Source organism: Bradyrhizobium sp. UFLA05-125, assembly GCF_059803515.1.
Genome location: NZ_JBANBJ010000011.1, coordinates 1 through 18,344, shown reverse-complemented (window position 1 = coordinate 18,344; position 18,344 = coordinate 1). Strand labels below are relative to the sequence as shown.

General features: G+C 63.2%; 17 protein-coding genes. 6 read left to right on the top strand and 11 right to left on the bottom strand.

Going from position 1 to position 18,344, the window contains the following annotated elements:
• Positions 1 to 8: 8 nt before the first annotated feature.
• Positions 9 to 1,130, top strand: coding sequence for a D-cysteine desulfhydrase family protein (locus tag SO156_RS13340; protein WP_498535083.1), 1,122 nt, complete (start codon positions 9 to 11; stop codon positions 1,128 to 1,130).
• Positions 1,131 to 1,232: 102 nt separating this feature from the next.
• Here the strand turns inward: SO156_RS13340 and SO156_RS13335 are convergent, their stop codons facing one another.
• Both SO156_RS13335 and SO156_RS13330 read right to left on the bottom strand, forming a co-directional pair.
• Complete coding sequence (locus tag SO156_RS13335; RefSeq protein WP_498535082.1) at positions 1,233 to 1,463, bottom strand: hypothetical protein; 231 nt, start codon at positions 1,461 to 1,463, stop codon at positions 1,233 to 1,235.
• Between the two features lie 24 nt (positions 1,464 to 1,487).
• Positions 1,488 to 1,781, bottom strand: coding sequence for a hypothetical protein (locus tag SO156_RS13330; protein WP_498535081.1), 294 nt, complete (start codon positions 1,779 to 1,781; stop codon positions 1,488 to 1,490).
• 264 nt (positions 1,782 to 2,045) lie between these two features.
• Here SO156_RS13330 and SO156_RS13325 point away from each other — a divergent pair, with 264 nt between their 5' ends.
• Positions 2,046 to 2,525, top strand: a complete 480-nt coding sequence (locus SO156_RS13325; RefSeq protein WP_498535080.1) for a GNAT family N-acetyltransferase — start codon at positions 2,046 to 2,048, stop codon at positions 2,523 to 2,525.
• A 302-nt stretch (positions 2,526 to 2,827) separates the two neighbouring features.
• Here SO156_RS13325 and SO156_RS13320 read toward each other — a convergent pair whose 3' ends face one another.
• From SO156_RS13320 to lepA, 3 genes are all read right to left on the bottom strand, one after another.
• Positions 2,828 to 3,037 (bottom strand): hypothetical protein, encoded by a 210-nt coding sequence (locus tag SO156_RS13320; RefSeq protein ID WP_498535079.1) that lies wholly within the window; start codon positions 3,035 to 3,037, stop codon positions 2,828 to 2,830.
• A 148-nt stretch (positions 3,038 to 3,185) separates the two neighbouring features.
• Complete coding sequence (locus SO156_RS13315; RefSeq protein ID WP_498535078.1) at positions 3,186 to 3,707, bottom strand: hypothetical protein; 522 nt, start codon at positions 3,705 to 3,707, stop codon at positions 3,186 to 3,188.
• A gap of 377 nt (positions 3,708 to 4,084) precedes the next feature.
• Positions 4,085 to 5,896 (bottom strand): translation elongation factor 4, encoded by a 1,812-nt coding sequence (lepA, locus tag SO156_RS13310; protein ID WP_498535077.1) that lies wholly within the window; start codon positions 5,894 to 5,896, stop codon positions 4,085 to 4,087.
• A 115-nt stretch (positions 5,897 to 6,011) separates the two neighbouring features.
• Between lepA and SO156_RS13305 the strand changes: the two genes are divergently transcribed.
• Positions 6,012 to 7,637 carry a glycosyltransferase family 39 protein gene (locus SO156_RS13305; RefSeq protein ID WP_498535076.1) on the top strand — a complete coding sequence of 542 codons (1,626 nt, stop codon included), beginning with the start codon at positions 6,012 to 6,014 and terminating at the stop codon, positions 7,635 to 7,637.
• A 139-nt stretch (positions 7,638 to 7,776) separates the two neighbouring features.
• On the opposite strand, the gene SO156_RS13300 is transcribed toward SO156_RS13305, so the two are convergent.
• The 5 genes from SO156_RS13300 to SO156_RS13280 form a co-directional block, all read right to left on the bottom strand.
• A complete protein-coding gene (locus SO156_RS13300; RefSeq protein WP_498535075.1) occupies positions 7,777 to 8,115 on the bottom strand; it encodes an HPr family phosphocarrier protein in 339 nt (112 codons plus the stop codon).
• On the bottom strand, positions 8,112 to 8,513 hold the full coding sequence (locus SO156_RS13295) for a PTS sugar transporter subunit IIA (RefSeq protein ID WP_011090868.1): 402 nt from the start codon (positions 8,511 to 8,513) through the stop codon (positions 8,112 to 8,114). The genes SO156_RS13300 and SO156_RS13295 overlap by 4 nt, the downstream gene beginning before the upstream one ends.
• A gap of 133 nt (positions 8,514 to 8,646) precedes the next feature.
• On the bottom strand, positions 8,647 to 9,171 hold the full coding sequence (locus SO156_RS13290) for an HPr kinase/phosphorylase (protein WP_498535074.1): 525 nt from the start codon (positions 9,169 to 9,171) through the stop codon (positions 8,647 to 8,649).
• Positions 9,168 to 10,970: a sensor histidine kinase gene (locus SO156_RS13285; RefSeq protein ID WP_458149903.1), complete on the bottom strand. Its 1,803-nt coding sequence runs from the start codon at positions 10,968 to 10,970 to the stop codon at positions 9,168 to 9,170. The genes SO156_RS13290 and SO156_RS13285 overlap by 4 nt, the downstream gene beginning before the upstream one ends.
• Positions 10,971 to 11,072: 102 nt before the next feature.
• Positions 11,073 to 11,774, bottom strand: coding sequence for a response regulator transcription factor (locus SO156_RS13280; protein ID WP_027520846.1), 702 nt, complete (start codon positions 11,772 to 11,774; stop codon positions 11,073 to 11,075).
• A gap of 245 nt (positions 11,775 to 12,019) precedes the next feature.
• On the opposite strand from SO156_RS13280, the gene SO156_RS13275 reads away from it, so the two are divergent.
• From SO156_RS13275 to SO156_RS13265, 3 genes are all read left to right on the top strand, one after another.
• Complete coding sequence (locus tag SO156_RS13275; RefSeq protein WP_458149904.1) at positions 12,020 to 12,757, top strand: HugZ family pyridoxamine 5'-phosphate oxidase; 738 nt, start codon at positions 12,020 to 12,022, stop codon at positions 12,755 to 12,757.
• A gap of 81 nt (positions 12,758 to 12,838) precedes the next feature.
• Positions 12,839 to 15,424 carry a CHAT domain-containing tetratricopeptide repeat protein gene (locus SO156_RS13270; RefSeq protein ID WP_498535073.1) on the top strand — a complete coding sequence of 862 codons (2,586 nt, stop codon included), beginning with the start codon at positions 12,839 to 12,841 and terminating at the stop codon, positions 15,422 to 15,424.
• Between the two features lie 299 nt (positions 15,425 to 15,723).
• Positions 15,724 to 17,340 (top strand): phosphoenolpyruvate carboxykinase, encoded by a 1,617-nt coding sequence (locus tag SO156_RS13265; protein WP_498535072.1) that lies wholly within the window; start codon positions 15,724 to 15,726, stop codon positions 17,338 to 17,340.
• Between the two features lie 77 nt (positions 17,341 to 17,417).
• Here SO156_RS13265 and SO156_RS13260 read toward each other — a convergent pair whose 3' ends face one another.
• The gene (locus SO156_RS13260; RefSeq protein ID WP_498535071.1) at positions 17,418 to 18,233 is read right to left on the bottom strand and encodes an acyl-CoA thioesterase; all 816 of its coding nucleotides are present in this window, start codon (positions 18,231 to 18,233) and stop codon (positions 17,418 to 17,420) included.
• Positions 18,234 to 18,344: the final 111 nt, after the last annotated feature.

Here is an 18,344-nt window from a genome sequence, read left to right as displayed (position 1 = left end):
GTCTCGGAATGCTTCGCTCGGCCCTTGTAACATGGCGGGCGCCTCCCCGCGAAGGCGGTTGCGGACCCCTTGCGGAAGTCGGCAGCCTCTGTACTCTCGACGACATGACGAAAGGAGACGCATCGGCTCTGGCCTCCAAGCTGTCGGTGTTTCCGCGCTTGGGGCTCGCGAGCCTGCCCACACCTCTCGAGCCAATGAGGCGACTTGCTGCGTATTTGGGCGGGCCACGCCTATGGGTCAAGCGTGAGGACGCGACCGGTCTTGGCTTTGGCGGCAACAAGCTGCGCAAACTCGATTACGTCCTTCACGATGCCGTCGCATCCAAGGCTGATGTGCTGGTCTCTGGTGGCGTCGTCCAGTCCAACAGCCAGCGTCAGGTCGCTGCCGCGGCAGCCAAGCTCGGGATGGAGTGCCATCTTGCCGTCTATCACGGTCGTGTGGCTCCGCCGACCCCTGAGTACGAAACTTCGGGAAATGCGCTGCTCAATCGGCTGTTCGGCGCGCATCTCCATGATGTGCCGTGGACAGGAAATCGCAACGCCGCGATTGAGGAACTGGGAAGCCGGCTCAGGGCGGAAGGTCGTCAGCCTTACTTCGTGCCATACGGCGTTTCCAATCCACTCGGCGCGATTGCCTACGCATCGACGATTGTGGAGATCGCGGAGCAGTCGCGGGCACTCGGCATTCGCCCCGCTGCGATCGTGCATTGCACCGGGAGCGCGGGAACACAGGCCGGTCTCGTTGTCGGGGCATCGGTTGCGATGCCCGCGACGCGGATCATCGGTATCGACATCGATGCCGAACCGGAGCGCGTGCGTTCCGACGTTATCACCTACGCAAGAGCCGCAGCCGATTTGATCCGCACCGATTTCGACGAGAACGATGTCGAGGTCGTCGCGGGGCACGCCGGTCCAGCGTATGGCGTGCCGCATGCAGCAACCATCGAGGCCATCAAGCTCGCGGGTTCGCTCGAAGCCCTGCCCCTGGACCCAGTCTACTCCGGGAAGGGATTGGCCGGGCTGATCGCGCTTGTTCGGGCAAGGCGATGGCAACCCGATACGGATGTTGTTTTCATTCATACTGGCGGCGCCCCGGCTCTGTTCGCCTACCAGAGTGTGCTCGGCATTTGATCGGTCCATTCGCTCGTCCGCTCATGTCTCGAGCGGCGGCTGGCGGATGTCGGCCACTCCGCCGCTCTCAGGGGATAAGATAACCTGACCAGTCGCGTCAGTTTACGCGGCGCGTTCCTTGTCTGACTGTTCCTTTGCGGCGGTCGCGGCTTCGTCCAACTCCTTTTGGTAATTGCCCGCGAACCTCTCAATACTATCGGCCCACATCCTCAGCATTGAGACCTGAAAGTTCATGATTGGCTTCAAGGCATTCATGCCGATTGCTGTTGCTGAGGTGATGCGGCTCTGTGAGTCGCGCGCGAAACGGTTTGCGTTAGCGGTCTGATCTGCCATGCTGTTCGCTCCTTCGCTCTGGTGTTATGCGCTAAAGCCGCGTGTCTGCTGTGCACTGCGTGACTCCAGACAATCGGCCAACACGCGATCTGCTGCGAGCCTCGCAGCTCGGTCGTCATGCAGTGCGTCCAGGTTCTTCAAGTAGGCGACTGCCGCAATCTGCAAGAGATCAAAATCATATTGACCTGCATCCCGCAGATTGGTGACGTAGCTATAGAGAGTGGAACGCCTGTTGTCGTTCTCGCTGACACCGCTGTGGAGCAGCAAGTAGTTCCGCCAAGCGAACGCACACGCGCCTTCCGTGGCCTGATAAGTCATGCGCACCTCCCTAAAGGCCAGAGAAAGACTGACGCTCCTTTTCGTTCCGCGGAACTCTCAGATGTAACGTTGTTCCGTTGCCGCGCCGCGAGGTGTTTTGCACGCGGTCGATGTTGATGCTGAGGGATCCGCCGAAAGTGGCCCAGAGGAGGACGATGTCTTTCGGCCGGTTGCTGTCTGCGCTGGCAACTGGCTGTACCCGCTACAGTCCCTTGAAATTCGATCGGCTCCGGCTATTTGAGCGATGTGGAACAGGGATCAGCCATGACAAGCAATCGAGTTAGGCCTGCACGTGTCGACGAGGCCGCGGAGCTTACCGAAATCTCGGTGCGCGCAACGAAGCACGACGGTTACGACGATGACGCCATTGCGCGCTTCATGCCTGGACTCAAGATCAACCTTCCGCTTGTTGCAGCAGGGCTGGTGTTTGTGGCTGAGGGTGAAGCCGGGACTCGGCAGGGCTGGGTGGCTGCAAGACCGACGGGAATTGGAGGCTATATTCTACTGGAGGGCATTTATGTTGATCCAGCCTTTTCGCGGAGGGGCGTTGGCACCCGGCTTTTCGCGACTGCTGTGGAGCTTTCGAGAAAGATGGCAGGAAGCGTCATCCTGATTAACGCGAACCCGAATGCCGCCGGTTTCTACGCCCGTCTTGGCGCCAACAAGATTGGCGCTACACCGTTCGTATTTTCTCCCGACGTGCAACTATCGATGTTTGCATTTGAAATCCCGAGAAGAATTTAATCTGGTCAACGCCGAAACTAGCAGCGGCGCGAGCGCTCGCGCCACGTTCGATCAAGCCAAATCCGGAAAGTTGGGTGATCCGCGCCCATTCTTGTCGTGACCTGTGAGGGCGGGATGGCGGTCTATCCGCGGCGACGCGTTAGTGTCGAGCCCGGCATTTCCCCTACGGCACAGAAGCGGACATCAACCGGTCGTCGACCCCGCTGAGTCTGCCGAAAATGACCCGGAACGGACATCGCGTGTTAAGTGGGGAGACGGAGCCTTCGTCGCTTACGCCAACGGCTTTTTCGGCATGCGGCCTATCAGGCCGGCGCCTTCCGGCCGATCAGTCCGAACACGATCATCGCGATGCTGATGCCGCCGACGGTGCCGGAGACTTCGCCGACCGTGCGCATCAGCGCGACAGGGTTGTTGGACCAGGGCGTCATGTCCCGCATGGACAGAAAGAACAGGACGGCGAGGGCCAGGAGCACCACGCCCACGGCAATCAATCGCCAGTTTCGTTTCCGCATGACAGACTCTCCCCTATGCCGCCCCTGGGCGGACGCGGCAGATCACTCAGCAGAAGATAGTGTCGTTGATTTCCGTCCGGGTTCGATCAGCCCGCGAATAAAGCTGGGCTCCACGATCCAGCTTCGATGCGGCGACTAACGCCGAACGCTATTTGCCGTCGGTTTCCCGCCAGAGCGTCCAGATCCAGCCGGCGAAGGTCGCGACCAGCACGGGATAGGCGTAGGTCGGCAACGGTGTGGACGTTGGCGCTAGCGGCTCACCCCAGAAAATTCTCGCCGCTGTGACGATGAACAGGACCGCGCTCACGATGCCAAGGATTCGGATTGGCATGGCAAACAGCTTTGGGACGCTGATGAGGAGAAGCGCCGTCCCCCAAAGAGCGCTGCCGGCGGCAAACGCGCCGATGCTGCCCGCCAGGCCCGCCGCAGGGCCTGACAGCATGATGACACCCTCGCCGATGGCAAAAACCAGAAAGCCGCCGGCGACGACATCATGTCCTGCCCGAAAGTATTTTGTCGCCAGCAGTGCTGCTGCCATCACAAGCCCCGAGCCGTCGATCGCCCACAGAATCCCCTGCACGTTCTGTTGCGTGACCATAGCCCCCGCCATGCCCAGGGCACCACCAAGCGCAAGGCCTATGGCCGCGATAACGTTGATCGAGCGCTGCATCGTCTCCCCCAGCGGGACTCCACCCGACCCACGAGCGGCGATGATGCCATCATGCCGGTGATTTGCCCGACGTGTCAAATGGATTTCGTAAAATCGGAAGACATCATATCGGCCGTTGCCGGCTACGCCGACTGCGTCATAGACCTCATGGTGAGGAGCGCGAAGCGCGTCTCCGGACGATGCTGCGCATCGCCGAGCGAACTATGAAGGCCCGCATCTTCCCCGCGGCCATCCTTCGAGACGCCCGCTCTCGCGGGCTCCTCAGGATGAGGGGGAGAGCACCCATAACGCAGGTAGGGCTACTTTGCATGGGGTTGTTTTAGAGCTTTTTGTTGTCGGGCCGCGGAGGCCTCAGGCCGGACCCGGTCTCATCCGCCTCAGCTATCGACCTTCAGCGCGGCAATGAAAGCTTCCTGCGGGATGTCGACCTTGCCGAACTGCCGCATCTTCTTCTTGCCTTCCTTCTGCTTCTCCAGAAGTTTCCGCTTACGCGTGATGTCGCCGCCGTAGCACTTTGCGGTGACGTCCTTGCGCAGCGCGCGGACGGTTTCGCGGGCGATCACCTTGCCGCCGATCGCCGCCTGGATCGGGATCTGGAACATGTGCGGCGGGATCAGCTCCTTCATCTTCTCGACCATGGCGCGGCCGCGGCCCTCCGCGCGGGTGCGATGCACCAGCATCGAGAGCGCATCGACCGGCTCGGCATTGACCAGGATCTGCATCTTGACGAGATCGGCCGGCTTGTAGTCGGTGAGGTGATAGTCGAACGAGGCGTAGCCCTTGGAGACCGATTTCAGGCGGTCGTAGAAGTCGAACACGACCTCGTTGAGCGGCAAATCGTACTTCACCATGGCGCGGGAGCCGACATAGGTGAGCTCCTTCTGCGAGCCACGGCGGTCCTGGCAGAGCTTCAGCACGCTGCCGAGATATTCGTCGGGCGTGAGGATCGTGGCCTCGATCCAGGGCTCGTCGATCTCGGCGATCTTGACCACGTCCGGCATGTCGACGGGATTGTGGATCTCGATCTCGGCGCCGTCGGTCAGCTTCATCTTGTAGATGACGCTCGGCGCGGTCGCGATCAAATTGAGATCGAACTCGCGCGACAGCCGTTCCTGGATGATCTCGAGGTGCAACAGCCCGAGGAAGCCGCAGCGGAAGCCGAAGCCGAGCGCGGCCGAGGTCTCCATCTCGAAGGAGAAGCTGGCGTCGTTGAGGCGCAGCTTGCCCATCGCGGCGCGCAGGGTCTCGAAGTCGTCGGCATCGACCGGGAACAGGCCGCAGAACACGACCGGAATTGCCGGCTTGAAGCCCGGCAGCATCTCGGCGACCGGCTTCTTGTCGTCGGTGATGGTGTCGCCGACGCGGGTGTCGGCGACTTCCTTGATCGCGGCGGTGATGAAGCCGATCTCGCCGGGGCCGAGCTCGTCGACCTGCTGCATCTTCGGCGTGAAGAAACCGACGCGCTCGATGTCATAGGCTGCGCCCGTGCCCATCATGCGCACGCGGCTGCCCTTCTTCATGACGCCGTCGACGACACGGATCAGCACGACGACGCCGAGATAGACGTCGTACCAGCTATCCACCAGCAGCGCCTTCAGGGTGGCGTCGCGGTCGCCCTTGGGCGCCGGCAGGCGGGTGACGATGGCCTCCAGCACATCGGGCACGCCGAGGCCGGTCTTGGCCGAGATCATCACCGCGTCCGACGCGTCGATGCCGATGACGTCCTCGATCTGCTGCTTGATCTTTTCCGGCTCGGCGGCCGGAAGGTCGACCTTGTTCAGGACCGGGACGATCTCGTGATTGTTGTCGAGTGCCTGATAGACGTTGGCGAGCGTCTGCGCTTCCACGCCCTGGCTGGCGTCGACCACGAGCAGGGAACCCTCGCAGGCCGCCAGCGACCGCGAGACTTCATAGGCGAAGTCGACATGGCCGGGCGTGTCCATCAGGTTGAAGATGTAGTCCTTGCCGTCCTTGGCGCGGTACGAGAGCCGGACGGTCTGCGCCTTGATCGTGATGCCGCGCTCGCGCTCGATGTCCATGGAATCGAGCACCTGCTCCTTGCCGGCCATTTCGCGCTCGGACAGGCCGCCCGTCATCTGGATCAGGCGGTCGGCCAGCGTCGATTTGCCATGGTCGATATGGGCGACGATGGAGAAATTGCGGATGTTGGAAATGGGGGCGGTCGTCATGGGGCGCGGGATACCACTCACATCCCCGTGCGGCAACCATATTACTGTATTTTCAGGGCCTTTCTTCACGCCAAGCTGATTCCACGGCGGCTCAAAAAGCGCTACGCAACGAACCATGTCGACGACTTCGATCCTGCCCGCCGGAACGCACGCGAAAAGCGCTTTGAACCCCAGGCGGCTCGTGGCCCGGCTGGTTGCCAGTGCCACCGATCCCAAAACCCGTCTGTGGCTGGTGATCCAGCTCGCCGTCCTTCATGCAGTGATCTGGACCTTCATCCTGATCAATCTGAAGGCCGCGCAGGACGTTCATATGGACGTCGCAGAAGCCTATGCCTGGGGCCAGAAATTCCTGCTCGGCTACGGCAAGCACCCGCCGCTATCGGGCTGGATCGCCGGCCTCTGGTTCATGGTCTTCCCGCCGAAGGATTGGGCGACCTATGCGCTCGCGATGGTGACCGTCAGCGCCGGCATGGTGATCTGCTGGCTAATCGCGCTGCGCGTGGTTGACGCCCGGCGCGCGTTCCTCGTCCTGGTGATGACCGCGCTCTACCCGATCTTCAATTTCAAGGGTTTCAAGTACAACCCGGATTTGTTGCAGCTCGTCACGCTACCGCTTCTCGTGCTCGCCTATCTCAATGCGTTCGAGAAGCGGAGCTGGCAATCCGGCGTCCTGCTCGGACTCGCCGGTGCGCTCGCGCTGATGACGAAATACTGGGTGCTGACCATGATCGGCGCCATCGGCCTCGCCGCGCTGATCCATCCGGACCGCGTCAGATTTCTGGCCTCGCCGGCGCCCTGGGTTGCGATCGCAACGCTCCTCGTCGCGATGATCCCGCATGGCATCTGGCTGGCTGGCGTGCATTTCGTGCCGCTGACCTATGCCGGCGACACCTATAGCCTCACCGATCGCGCCCAGATCAACGAGCTCGTGCGCGGCTATGCCCTGCACAATTTTGCGCTGCTCGCTCTCCCGGTGGCGCTGGCGGCGCTCGCGATGGCGCTGGTGCCGCCGTGGTGGAGATTGCTCCTGCAGGATCCCCTGGCGATCGTCACCCGCGCCTGGGCGCGCGGTGACAATCCAGGCGTCGACGTCTCGCAGGCGCTGAACATCTGGATCATCCAGATCATCGTCGCGGCCGGGCCGCCGCTGGGCGCGCTCGCCTTCGGCATCTACATGAAGACCGATTGGGGGATCTCGCTGTTCTTCCTGGTGCCGTTGGCGCTGGTGTCGATCCCGGCGCTGCGCGTGCAGCGCGCGAGCCTGTTCAACGTCACAGCGATCTGGCTCGTGCTGTCGCTGGCAACGCTGGCCGCCTCGCCCTGGATCGCCGCACGCGAGATGGCAGCGAATGCCGGCAACACCGCGACCTATGGCGCGCGCTCGGAGCTTGCGCGCGAATTGACGCAGGCCTGGCGCACCCGCTTCGGCTCGCGCTGGCCAATCGTCGCCGGCACCATGGAAACGATTCAGCCGATGGCGTTCTACAGCCCCGATCATCCGAGCCCGTTCACGCCGAACGAAGCCTGGAGCTCCGGCCTGACCTCGGCGGAGGACGTCAAGCGCCTCGGTTTCATCGGCGTGTTCGATCCGACCGACGGCCGCGCGAACGATTTCGACAAATGGGTCAAGGAGACCGCGCCGAACGCCGAGCGGATCGTGATGACGACGCGCCGTTTCGCCCACGGCAAGGCAGGCCCTGCGATGACGTGGAACGTCTACATCGCGCCGCCAGGAGGGTAACTCTTCTCGCGCCGCAAGCTGTCGAGTGGGCAAAGGCGCGCAGCGCCGCGCCCACCACTTCTGTCGAAAAATTGGAGACATGGTGGGCAGGCTTCGCTTTGCCCACCCTACGCAGCTTCACCCGGCCACGCGACTTGCCTTACGTCCCTTCCTCGTTGAACTTGCTTTCAACGAGTTCGGTGATCGCGGTGAGCGCGGCTTCGGCGTCATCGCCCTTGGCTGAAACTGTGATCGTCGTGCCGGGCCCAGCGGCCAGCATCATCAATCCCATGATCGAAGTGCCGCCGACGGTCTCGCCGCCGCGCGTCACCCAGACCTGCGCGTTGAAGCGCTCGACCGCTTGCACGAATTTTGCGGACGCGCGCGCGTGCAGACCGCGCTTGTTGATGATCAGCAGCTCTTTGGAGATCGCCCCTTCGGGCACGCCCGCTCCCGCAGGAAGACTGGCCTCACTTCCGAGTGGCGCGTCGTCGCTCATTTGCCGGCGAGCACGCGGCTGGCGATGGTGACGTATTTGCGGCCCGCTTCCTGGGCCATCGCGATTGCGTCGGGCAGCGCGCGCTCCTCGCGCACCTTGGCGAGCTTTACCAGCATCGGAAGATTGATGCCTGCGAGCACTTCGACCTTGGGTCGGCTCATGCAGGAAATTGCAAGGTTGGACGGCGTGCCGCCGAACATGTCGGTGAGGATCGCAACGCCGTCGCCGGAATCGACGCGATTAACCGCTTCGATAATGTCGCTTCGACAGAGATCGGAATCATCCTCGGCGCCGATCGTAATCGCTTCGATTTGCTTTTGTGGGCCCATGACATGCTCAAGCGCTGCCTTGAACTCGTCGGCAAGGCGCCCGTGGGTCACAAGTACTAGACCAATCATCGGAAAACTCCTCGCGGGCGCTTTTGGTGCGCCGCACGAACGCGCCACTTTGACCATCCAGAGCCCCCGCGCAAGAGGGGATGTTGCGTATCTCCCTGAATCTAGACGGATGGATGAGGGGAGGTGCGCCGAGCTATTCGGTCGCGATAGTGGGGTTCATATGGTTACCATTTCCCTTCAAACAATCGCCCGAAGGGTTAACGGAAGATGAACTCTTGGTAGTGGTCAAGGCAGCGACAACCAGGGAGAGGGGCTGGTAACCGGCTCCGACCGGGATTCGCGGTAATTCGACACCGGAAATGGTGATTTTCAGGGCTTCCGGTGGCGGCAGGCGCTCCGCGTCGGGCGCGGCGAGATCGACCACGAGGCCGACGGTCGCATGCTCCACGAAGTCGCAGCGGCGGATGCCGAGGCCCCGGACCTCGATCAGGCCGGCCAGGACGGCGGCAGGGCGGACTACAATTTCGTTGCCGACTGTCGCCAGATGGACACGGTCATCGCCCACCAAAACGGCCTCTTCGACCACCCCGGCGCGGCCTGCCATGATCAAATCGAAGGCAAGGCGCGACTTACCCGCGCCCGAGGGCCCCCGGATCAGCACAGCTACATTTCCTATTCTGACCGCGGAAGCATGGACGCTGGCGCTGTCCTCGCTCATAGCGCCGGCAGCCTCACCACGAAGCGCGCGCCGGCGACGGTGGGCACGCCGTCGGCGTCAGGGGGACCAGCGCGATTCTCCGCCCAGATGCGTCCGCCATGGGCCTCGATGATCTGCTTGGAGATCGACAAGCCGAGGCCGGAGTTCTGGCCGAAGCCCTGATGCGGACGATCGGTGTAGAAGCGCTCGAAGATGCGCTCCAACGCGTCCTCGCGGATGCCGGGGCCGTCATCGTCGACCACGATCTCGATCTCGGTCCGCACGCGGCGACAGGTCATGCGAACCTTGTTGCCGGGCTCGGAGAAGGACTGCGCGTTCGACAAGAGATTGGCGATCACCTGCCCGAGTCGCGAATCGTGGCCGGTCACGGACAGGCCGTCGCTCGGGCCGCGGCCCTCGAAGCGGGCTTCGACCGCGACGTCGTGGCCGAGCTTGGTCTCGTTGGCGACCGAGGTGAGCGTCGTCAGCAGGCGCTTCAGATCGACGGGGATCGCATCCTGCCGCTGCAATTCGGCGTCGAGCCGGCTCGCGTCCGAAATGTCCGAGATCAGGCGGTCGAGCCGTTTCACGTCGTGCTCGATCACTTCCAACAGGCGCGCGCGGCTGGTGTCGTTGCGCGCCAGCGGCAAAGTCTCGACTGCCGAGCGCAACGAGGTCAGCGGGTTCTTCAGCTCGTGTGCGACGTCGGCGGCGAACATCTCGATCGCCTCGATGCGGCGATAAAGCGCATTGGTCATGTCGCGAAGCGCGCCGGAGAGATGGCCGATCTCGTCACGGCGGCGGGTAAAGTCGGGGATCTCGATGCGGGACTTGGTACGGCGGCGGACGCGCTCGGCGCTGTCGGCGAGGCGCCGCACGGGACCTGCGATCGTGCTTGCGAGCAGCAGCGACAGCATGATCATGACGGCGGCGGCGACGCCGCCGACTTTCAGGATCGCCAGCCGCTCGGCCGTGACCATCTGGTCGATGTCGTCGCCCTGGGTGGACAGCATCAGCGCACCATGGATGGCGCGCGAGCGCAGCACGGGCACCGCGACCGAGACGATCACCTCGCCGCGCGCATTGACCCGCACCATCGACCGCTTCTGGCCCTTCAGCGCATCGGCGACCTCGTCATAGCCGTTGCCGTTCTCCGGGCCGAGTTCGCGATAAAGCGGCAGGTCGCCGCGGTTGAGCCAGGTGCGCACCGAGGTCATGCCGCGTTCGAGGATGCCGGGCTTCTCGGATGGCGGTGGCAGGTCGTAGCGCAGCACGTTCTCGAGGTTACGGCTATCGAGCAGGAGGATGCCGTTGGGATCGTAGATCCGCGCGCGCGTCTTGGTCGGCGAGATTAGTGTCCGCAGCACCGGCGCCACGCGCTCCGGATTGATCGGGAAATCCAGCGGCGAATAGTCGTCCGAACCGCCATAGCTGTCGCCGAGCTTGAGGTCGAGCAGCCGGTCGGGGTCGATCGTGATGGCGTTGGTCTGCACCGTCGCGGAAGCCGCGATCGCGCCCGCGATGATTTCGCCCTGCACCAACAGGCTCTGCGCGCGCGCATCGATCAGGCCGGCGCGGAACTGCGACAGGTAAAGGATGCTCGCGACCAGCGCGACGAGTCCGGCGAGGTTCAGCGAGACGATGCGGCGGGTGAGGCTCGAGAAGGAGAGCGCGAAGAAGAACTGCCCGGCGCGCTTGAGCCAATTCAGCGGCCGCCAGCCTTGCGCGACCTGCTTCTCCTCAGCCGAATGGTCCTGAACGCCCGCGGACGCGACGTCCTCGGCGTTCAGGCTGGAATCAGGCTGCGTCCGGTCAAGCAATGCTTACGCCCGCGTTAGGACTGTGTGCGTTTGGTCCCCGCATCTTAGCCGAGACCGACAACCCCGTCAGTCCGCAATGTCCCCGAAAGAGGCGCGCTCGCCTCAGGCTTCCTTGAAGCGGTAGCCGACGCCGTAAAGCGTCTCGATCATCTCGAACTCGTTGTCGACCACCTTGAATTTCTTGCGCAGCCGCTTGATGTGGCTGTCGATGGTGCGATCGTCGACATAGACCTGGTCGTCATAGGCCGCGTCCATCAGCGCGTTGCGGCTCTTCACCACGCCAGGCCGGGTCGCCAGCGCCTGGAGGATCAGGAATTCAGTGACCGTCAGCGTCACCGGCTCGTTCTTCCAGGTGCAGGTGTGCCGTTCGGGATCCATGCGCAGAAGACCGCGATCGAGCGCCTTGGCGTCGTTCTCCTTCGGCGCGGCGGTCGGATCCTTTGGCGCGGAGCGGCGCAGCACCGCCTTGACGCGCTCGACCAGCAGCCGCTGCGAGAACGGTTTGCGTATGAAATCGTCGGCACCCATCTTGAGGCCGAACAGCTCGTCGATCTCCTCGTCCTTGGAGGTGAGGAAGATCACCGGCAGATCGGATTTCTGGCGTAGCCGCCGCAGCGTCTCCATGCCGTCCATGCGCGGCATCTTGATGTCGAGGATGGCAAGATCGGGCTGCGTGGTGCGGAAGCCGTCCAGCGCGGAGGCGCCGTCGGTGTACGTCATGATGCGGTAGCCTTCGGCTTCCAGCGCGATCGAGACGGATGTGAGAATGTTGCGGTCGTCGTCGACCAAAGCGATTGTGGGCATGAGCCTCTGCTTTCCGTTGGGGTCGTGATCTAAAACGGCGAGCAATTCAGAGATGCGCCGTATACATGGGCCCCCAACCCGGGGTTCGAACCTTGTCACCGAGCAATGCAAGCTGGGCTGAAGTGTGACCAAAGTTCCTCGAAACGCAGCGAAGCAGCCGCGATCCGACCCATAACCAAGCCCCGTTTAACCCCGAAAAGGCCGGCCTTGCAACCCGTAAAAGCCGGAAAACCGAAGAGAATCAGATGCAACCGACCTCCGATTTCGACCCCGGACAGCTCGCCAAATCGCTGTTGCGGCGCTCCCGGCAGGGGGCGCTCGCGACCCTGATGCCCGGCAACGGCGATCCCTATTGCTCCCTGGTCAATCTGGCGAGCCACCCCGACGGCTCGCCGATCCTGCTGATCTCGCGGCTCGCCGTGCATACCAAGAACATCCTCGCCGACGGGAGGGTCTCGTTGATGCTGGACGAGCGCGCCCCTGGCGATCCGCTGGAAGGGGCCCGGATCATGCTGTCGGGACGGGCAGAGCTGGGAACGGAAGGCGAGCTGGAGCTCCTGCGACGGCGCTACCTTGCCGCCCATCCGTCCGCAGAAGACTTTGTTTCGTTTCAGGATTTTTCCTTCTTCCGGATCAGGCCGTCCGGAACCCATCTGGTTGCGGGATTCGGCCGTATCGTCGATCTGAAGCCTGAGCGGTTCCTCACGGACCTCGCCGGCGCCGATGAGCTGCTTGAAGCCGAGGAGGGCGCGGTCGCGCACATGAATGCCGACCATCGCGACGCCATGGCTTTGTATGCGACAAAATTGCTCGATGCAGCCGAGGCCGACTGGCGCTGCACTGGCTGTGATCCCGAGGGCCTCGACATGCAGTCGGAACAGGTCGTGCTGCGGCTCGAGTTTCCGGAGCGGGTGACTGATGGCAACGCGCTGCGCAAGATCCTGGTGAAGCTGGCGGGCGAGGCGCGGGCCAAGGGCGGTTAGCAACGCCCGGCTTGAACGGCGGCGTCGCTCGCCGCGACCCATGGTCAAGCAATATGGCCTGGGTCGGCAACGAGAGTTTTCATGACGCGATATGTACGTTTGGCGCTGGCAGCCGGGCTTGCGCTCGCGCTCGGCGCATCCTTCTCCACATTTGCCACGGCCCAGAATCTCGCCACGCAAAGCGCCAGGATCAACGAGCTCAGCCGAGCCGGCAAATATGCGGAGGCGCTGCCGCTGGCACAGGCCATGGTGGCAAGCCTCGAGAAAGGCAACAACAGCCGCGATCTCGCGGGTGCGCTGAACAACCTTGCCCAAATCAATGCCGCGCAGGGTCACGACGATCAGGCCGAGCCGCTTTACAAGCGCGCCGTCGCGCTGATGGAAAAATCCCTTGGCCTCGACGCGGTGGAGATCGCGCCCGAGCTGAACAACCTCGCAGCGCTCTATCAGCGCCAGCAACGCTTCGCCGACGCCGAGCCGCTGTTCAAGCGTGCGCTCACCATCCGCGAAAGGACACTGCCGCGCGAACATCCCGATGTCGGCCAGTCCCTCAACAATCTCGCCACGCTCTACGTGAAGCAGGAGCGCTATGCCGACGCCGAGCCCTTGTTCCAGCGCGCGCTTGCCATCTACCAGAAGGCCGGAGGCCCAGAGCATCCCGCTGTGGCGACGCTGCTGAACAATATCGGCCAGCTCGATCGCAACCTCAACCGTGATGCGGACGCCGAAGCGCCGATCAAGCGCTCGCTCGCGATCCGCGAAAAGGTGCTGGGCGCCGATCATCCCGATGTTGCGCGCTCGCTCAACAACCTCGCAGGGCTCTACGAGCACGAGCAGCGCTACGCCGATTCCGGGCCCCTCTATCGCCGCGCGCTGTCGATCCGCGAGCGCGCGCTCGGGCCCGATCATCCTGACGTCGTGACGTCGATCGGAAATCTTGCGTACTTCCTGCAAGTGTCGGGAAAGACCGCCGATGCATTGCCGCTTGCAGAAAAGACGCTGGCCAACAATGGCGCGCAGCTCCGCGTCGTGCTGCCGGTCCTTTTTGCCGCGCGGCAGCAGCAATTGCTGCCTGACGACAAGGCGCTGGACGAAGCGCTTGCCGCCATCCAGCGCGGCACGCAATCCTCTGCCGCGTCGGCCGTGAACAAGCTCGCGGTGCGGCTCGCCGCCGGCAGCGACCGGCTCGCCGAGCTGGTGCGGCGAGATCAGGATCTCGCCGCAGATGCCGACACGCTCGACAAGGCGATCGTTGCCGCAGTGTCAAAGCAGCCCGTGCAGCGCGATGCGGCCGGCGAGCAGCGCAACCGGCAGCGCCTTGCGGCGATCGCAAGCGAGCGCGCGAGCTTGCAGAAAACGCTTGCCGTCGAATTCCCGGATTACGCCTCGCTCTCCAATCCGTTGCCGCTGGCGGTAAAGGAGATCCAGGCGCTCTTGTCGGCCGATGAAGCGATGGCGCTCTATGCCATCGTCGACAAGGAGAGCTACGTCATCGCGATCACGCGCGAAGGCGTCGATTGGAAACGGATTGCGCTCGGTACTGACGCGCTTGCGCAAAAGGTCTCGGCGTTCCGTAAGGGGCTCGACGTCGGCAAGGTGCGCGATTCCTCCGGCAAGTCGGGGCTGTTCGATCTCGCGCTTGCCAACGAGCTCTATGTCACGCTGCTCGGCCCCGTCGAGATGCTTACAAAGGACAAGCGCAGCCTGCTGGTGGTCCCCTCCGGCGCGCTGACGGCACTGCCGTTTCATCTGCTCGTCACCGAGAAGCCGCGAGCTGCGATCCCGGAGACGCTCGAAGGCTATCGCAGCGCTGCGTGGCTGTTGCGGCGCCAGGCGGTCTCGGTGTTGCCCTCGGTGGTCAGCCTGAAGTCGCTGCGTGCCTTTGCGCGCAGGGATCAGAACATCAAGCCAATGACCGGCTTTGGCGATCCCCTGTTCAATCCTGCGCAGGAGGCGCCCGCGGACCGGCGCGCGACGAAGACTGCGGCGCGCAGCATTGCGACGCTTGCCTATACCGATTTCTGGCGCGGTGCTGGCGTCGATCGCGCGCGGCTTGCACAGGCGTTGCCGCAACTGCCTGATACGGCGGACGAGCTCAGCGCCGTGGCGAAGGACGTCGGTGCCGCCGCCGCCGATGTCCATCTCGGTCGCGATGCCAGCGAGACGACGCTGAAGCGGGCAGCGCTTGCCCAATACAGCATCATCTATTTCGCCACCCACGGCCTCGTCGCCGGTGACGTCAAGGGATTGGGCGAGCCTTCGCTTGCGCTCTCGATGCCGGATCAGCCGACCGACTTCGACGATGGTCTCCTCACGGCAAGCGAAGTCGCGCAGCTCAAGCTCAATGCGGACTGGGTCGTGCTGTCGGCGTGCAACACCATCGCTGGCGACAAGCCGGGTGCGGAAGCGCTGTCGGGATTGGCGCGAGCGTTCTTCTATGCCGGCGCGCGCGCACTTCTGGTCTCGCATTGGGCGGTTGATTCCGAAGCCGCCACCCGGCTGACCACATCGACTTTCGATTTGCTCAAAAACGAACCAGGACTCGGCCGAGCCGAAGCGTTGCGGCGCGCGATGTTGGCCTACCTCGATGACACCTCCTCACCGCGCAATGCCTATCCCGCGATCTGGGCGCCCTTCGCGCTGATCGGAGAAGGTGCGGTACGATAGAAACAGCACTGGAAATACAGTGGCAGATTGTGCGTTGCAAAATCTCCGACAACGCTGATTTGCCCATTTGGTTGCGCGATCATCGGTCGTTTTCGACGCGCGCGCTTCAGAGCGGGCACGCGCGACTTTTGGCCCAGCCCTTGAATAAACCAAATCCTACGGGATCAGCTTGGCAACGTCAGCGTTCATCAGTATTACGTCGTCCAGCCGAGGCCGGACGGCCTATTATTCACGGTGGCCGCGATGGATGGCGCTCAAAGATGATCGCGCCAGTAATGCGGGTTCTAGGAGGATTTTTCGTGCAAGAGACGGGCGTGCGCAACGGTGCCTTCGGCGCCGACAAATTCGGCTTAAAGAATCTCAAGCGGGTTCATTGGAACCTCGGCGCGCCGCAACTTTGTCAGTACTCGCTCTCCGCCGGAGAAGCGGTGCTCTCCGCCGATGGCGCGCTCTGCGCGGATACCGGTGAGTTCACGGGCCGCAGCCCGAAAGACAAGTTCACGGTGCGCGACGCCACCACCGACAAGAAGATGTGGTGGGCCGGCAATCAGTCGATCACCGCCGAGCAGTTCGAGACGCTCTATCAGGATTTCCTCAAGCACGCCGAAGGCAAGAGCCTGTTCGCGCAGGACCTCTATGGCGGCGCCGATCCGGCCTACCGGATCAAGACGCGCGTCTTCACCGAGCTCGCCTGGCACTCACTGTTCATCCGCACGCTCCTGATCCGCCCGGAGGCGATCGAGCTGTCGACCTTCGTGCCCGAGCTCACCATCATCGATATGCCGAGCTTCCGCGCCGATCCGAAACGTCACGGCTGCAAGTCGGAGAACGTCGTCGCGATCGACTTCGCCCGCAAGATCGTGCTGATCGGCGGCTCCTATTATGCCGGCGAGATGAAGAAGTCGGTCTTCACCACGCTGAATTATTACCTGCCCGAGCGCGGCGTGATGCCGATGCACTGCTCGGCCAATGTCGGATCGAAGGGTGACACCGCGATCTTCTTCGGCCTGTCCGGCACCGGCAAGACCACGCTGTCGGCCGACCCGAACCGCACGCTGATCGGTGACGATGAGCACGGCTGGGGCCCCAACGGCGTGTTCAATTTCGAAGGCGGCTGCTACGCCAAGTGCATCAAGCTGTCGCAGGAAGCCGAGCCCGAGATTTATGCCGCCTCGACGCGCTTCGGCGCGGTGCTCGAGAACTGCGTGCTCGACGAGGACACCCGCGTCGTCGATTTCGACAACGGCTCCAAGACCGAGAACACCCGCTCGGCCTATCCGCTCGACTTCATCCCCAACGCCTCGCGCACCGGCCGCGCGCCGCAGCCGAAGAACGTGGTGATGCTCGCCGCCGACGCTTTCGGCGTGCTGCCGCCGATCGCAAAGCTCTCGCCGGCGCAGGCCATGTACCACTTCCTGTCCGGCTACACTGCGAAGGTCGCGGGCACCGAGCGCGGTCTCGGCAATGAGCCGCAGCCGGAATTCTCGACCTGCTTCGGCTCGCCGTTCCTGCCGCTCGATCCATCCGTCTACGGCAACATGCTGCGCGACCTGATCGCCCAGCACAATGTCGACTGCTGGCTGGTCAATACGGGGTGGACCGGCGGCAAGTACGGCATCGGCTCGCGCATGCCGATCAAGGTGACGCGCGCACTGCTCACCGCCGCGCTCGACGGATCGCTTCGCAACGTCGAATTCCGCACCGACAAGTATTTCGGCTTCGCGGTCCCGACCGCGCTGCCGGGCGTGCCGAGCGAGATCCTCAACCCGGTCAACACCTGGAGGGACAAGGATGAGTTCGACAAGACCGCCCGCGCGCTGGTCGGCATGTTCCAGAAGAACTTTGCCAAGTTCGAAGCCCAGGTCGACGCAGAGGTGCGCGCCGCAGCGCCTGACGTGAAGCTCGCGGCGGAGTAACTTCGTTCCGTTTGAAATCCAAAAGGGCGGCCGAGAGGCCGCCCTTTTTGTTTGGGGACTGTATATCGCAAAAGCACCTACGCCTTGAAATACGCGATCTGAGTGGTGGTCGCGAGAAGGCGGCCGTTGGGCGACCACAGCTCGCCGGTCTGGTCGCCATAGCTCTTATGGAAGATCTTGGCGTCGGCCGTCGCGAGCACGCGCGTGATGTCTTCCGCGGCGAGCTCCGCCGCGTCCGTGTGAAAATATGTCGTCAGCGACACCGTGCCGAACGGCACGAGTTCGCGCCGCGCGTGGAAGATGCGGCCGAAGAACGCATCCGACATCGCCATCACCGACAGCATGTCGAGCTTGCGCGGCGTGCTGTCACTGATCCACACCTTCGAATAGGTGCTGGCTAGTTCTTCCTTCCCGGCGCCGATTCGCATCTCGCCCTCGACGAAGCGGAATTCGTACTGGTTGGCCCAGGACGCCTTGATCTTGGGAAAGGGCAGCGTCTCTTCGAACGGCGTCGCGTCGGGAAACTGAGCCACTTGATGCGACCAGGAGGAACGGCGTTCGGCAAAGACGGCGGTGGCAAGCGTTGCGACCTCGCCGCCATCTTGTGACAGCTCGACGCACCAATGCTGGCTGGAGCGATTGGCCTTCACCAGTCGCACGTCGAGATCGAACGCACCCTTCGCGATCGGCGCGCAGTAGTTGACGGTCACCGAAAGCGGATCGCCGGCAGCCTGCGGATGGTCGATCAGCGCGCGCAAGATCGTCGCAGCGGTGGCGCCGCCGAACGGGCCGACGAAGGCCCAGTAGTCGTCACTGGTATGTCCCTGCCAGCAACTGTCGCCGGCGCTGACGCGCGTCGCTTCGTCGAAAAGGTGCGGAAGTTTGGCGTGCATTCCTGGTCCTCGATACCTGCCGCACCGTCATTGCTGTGCATGTTCATTAATTCGGTGATCGAATCCAGCCCGGCAGGGAGGGTTCGATGCGCGACAATAGCTTCGATCGGA

Bases quoted from the DNA above. Each gene is read 5' to 3' on its own strand.
- SO156_RS13340 (WP_498535083.1), top strand. From the start codon at position 9: ATGCTTCGCTCGGCCCTTGTAACATGGCGGGCGCCTCCCCGCGAAGGC.
- SO156_RS13335 (WP_498535082.1), bottom strand. From the start codon at position 1,463: ATGGCAGATCAGACCGCTAACGCAAACCGTTTCGCGCGCGACTCACAG.
- SO156_RS13330 (WP_498535081.1), bottom strand. From the start codon at position 1,781: ATGACTTATCAGGCCACGGAAGGCGCGTGTGCGTTCGCTTGGCGGAAC.
- SO156_RS13325 (WP_498535080.1), top strand. From the start codon at position 2,046: ATGACAAGCAATCGAGTTAGGCCTGCACGTGTCGACGAGGCCGCGGAG.
- SO156_RS13320 (WP_498535079.1), bottom strand. From the start codon at position 3,037: ATGCGGAAACGAAACTGGCGATTGATTGCCGTGGGCGTGGTGCTCCTG.
- SO156_RS13315 (WP_498535078.1), bottom strand. From the start codon at position 3,707: ATGCAGCGCTCGATCAACGTTATCGCGGCCATAGGCCTTGCGCTTGGT.
- lepA (WP_498535077.1), bottom strand. From the start codon at position 5,896: ATGACGACCGCCCCCATTTCCAACATCCGCAATTTCTCCATCGTCGCC.
- SO156_RS13305 (WP_498535076.1), top strand. From the start codon at position 6,012: ATGTCGACGACTTCGATCCTGCCCGCCGGAACGCACGCGAAAAGCGCT.
- SO156_RS13300 (WP_498535075.1), bottom strand. From the start codon at position 8,115: ATGAGCGACGACGCGCCACTCGGAAGTGAGGCCAGTCTTCCTGCGGGA.
- SO156_RS13295 (WP_011090868.1), bottom strand. From the start codon at position 8,513: ATGATTGGTCTAGTACTTGTGACCCACGGGCGCCTTGCCGACGAGTTC.
- SO156_RS13290 (WP_498535074.1), bottom strand. From the start codon at position 9,171: ATGAGCGAGGACAGCGCCAGCGTCCATGCTTCCGCGGTCAGAATAGGA.
- SO156_RS13280 (WP_027520846.1), bottom strand. From the start codon at position 11,774: ATGCCCACAATCGCTTTGGTCGACGACGACCGCAACATTCTCACATCC.
- SO156_RS13275 (WP_458149904.1), top strand. From the start codon at position 12,020: ATGCAACCGACCTCCGATTTCGACCCCGGACAGCTCGCCAAATCGCTG.
- SO156_RS13270 (WP_498535073.1), top strand. From the start codon at position 12,839: ATGACGCGATATGTACGTTTGGCGCTGGCAGCCGGGCTTGCGCTCGCG.
- SO156_RS13260 (WP_498535071.1), bottom strand. From the start codon at position 18,233: ATGCACGCCAAACTTCCGCACCTTTTCGACGAAGCGACGCGCGTCAGC.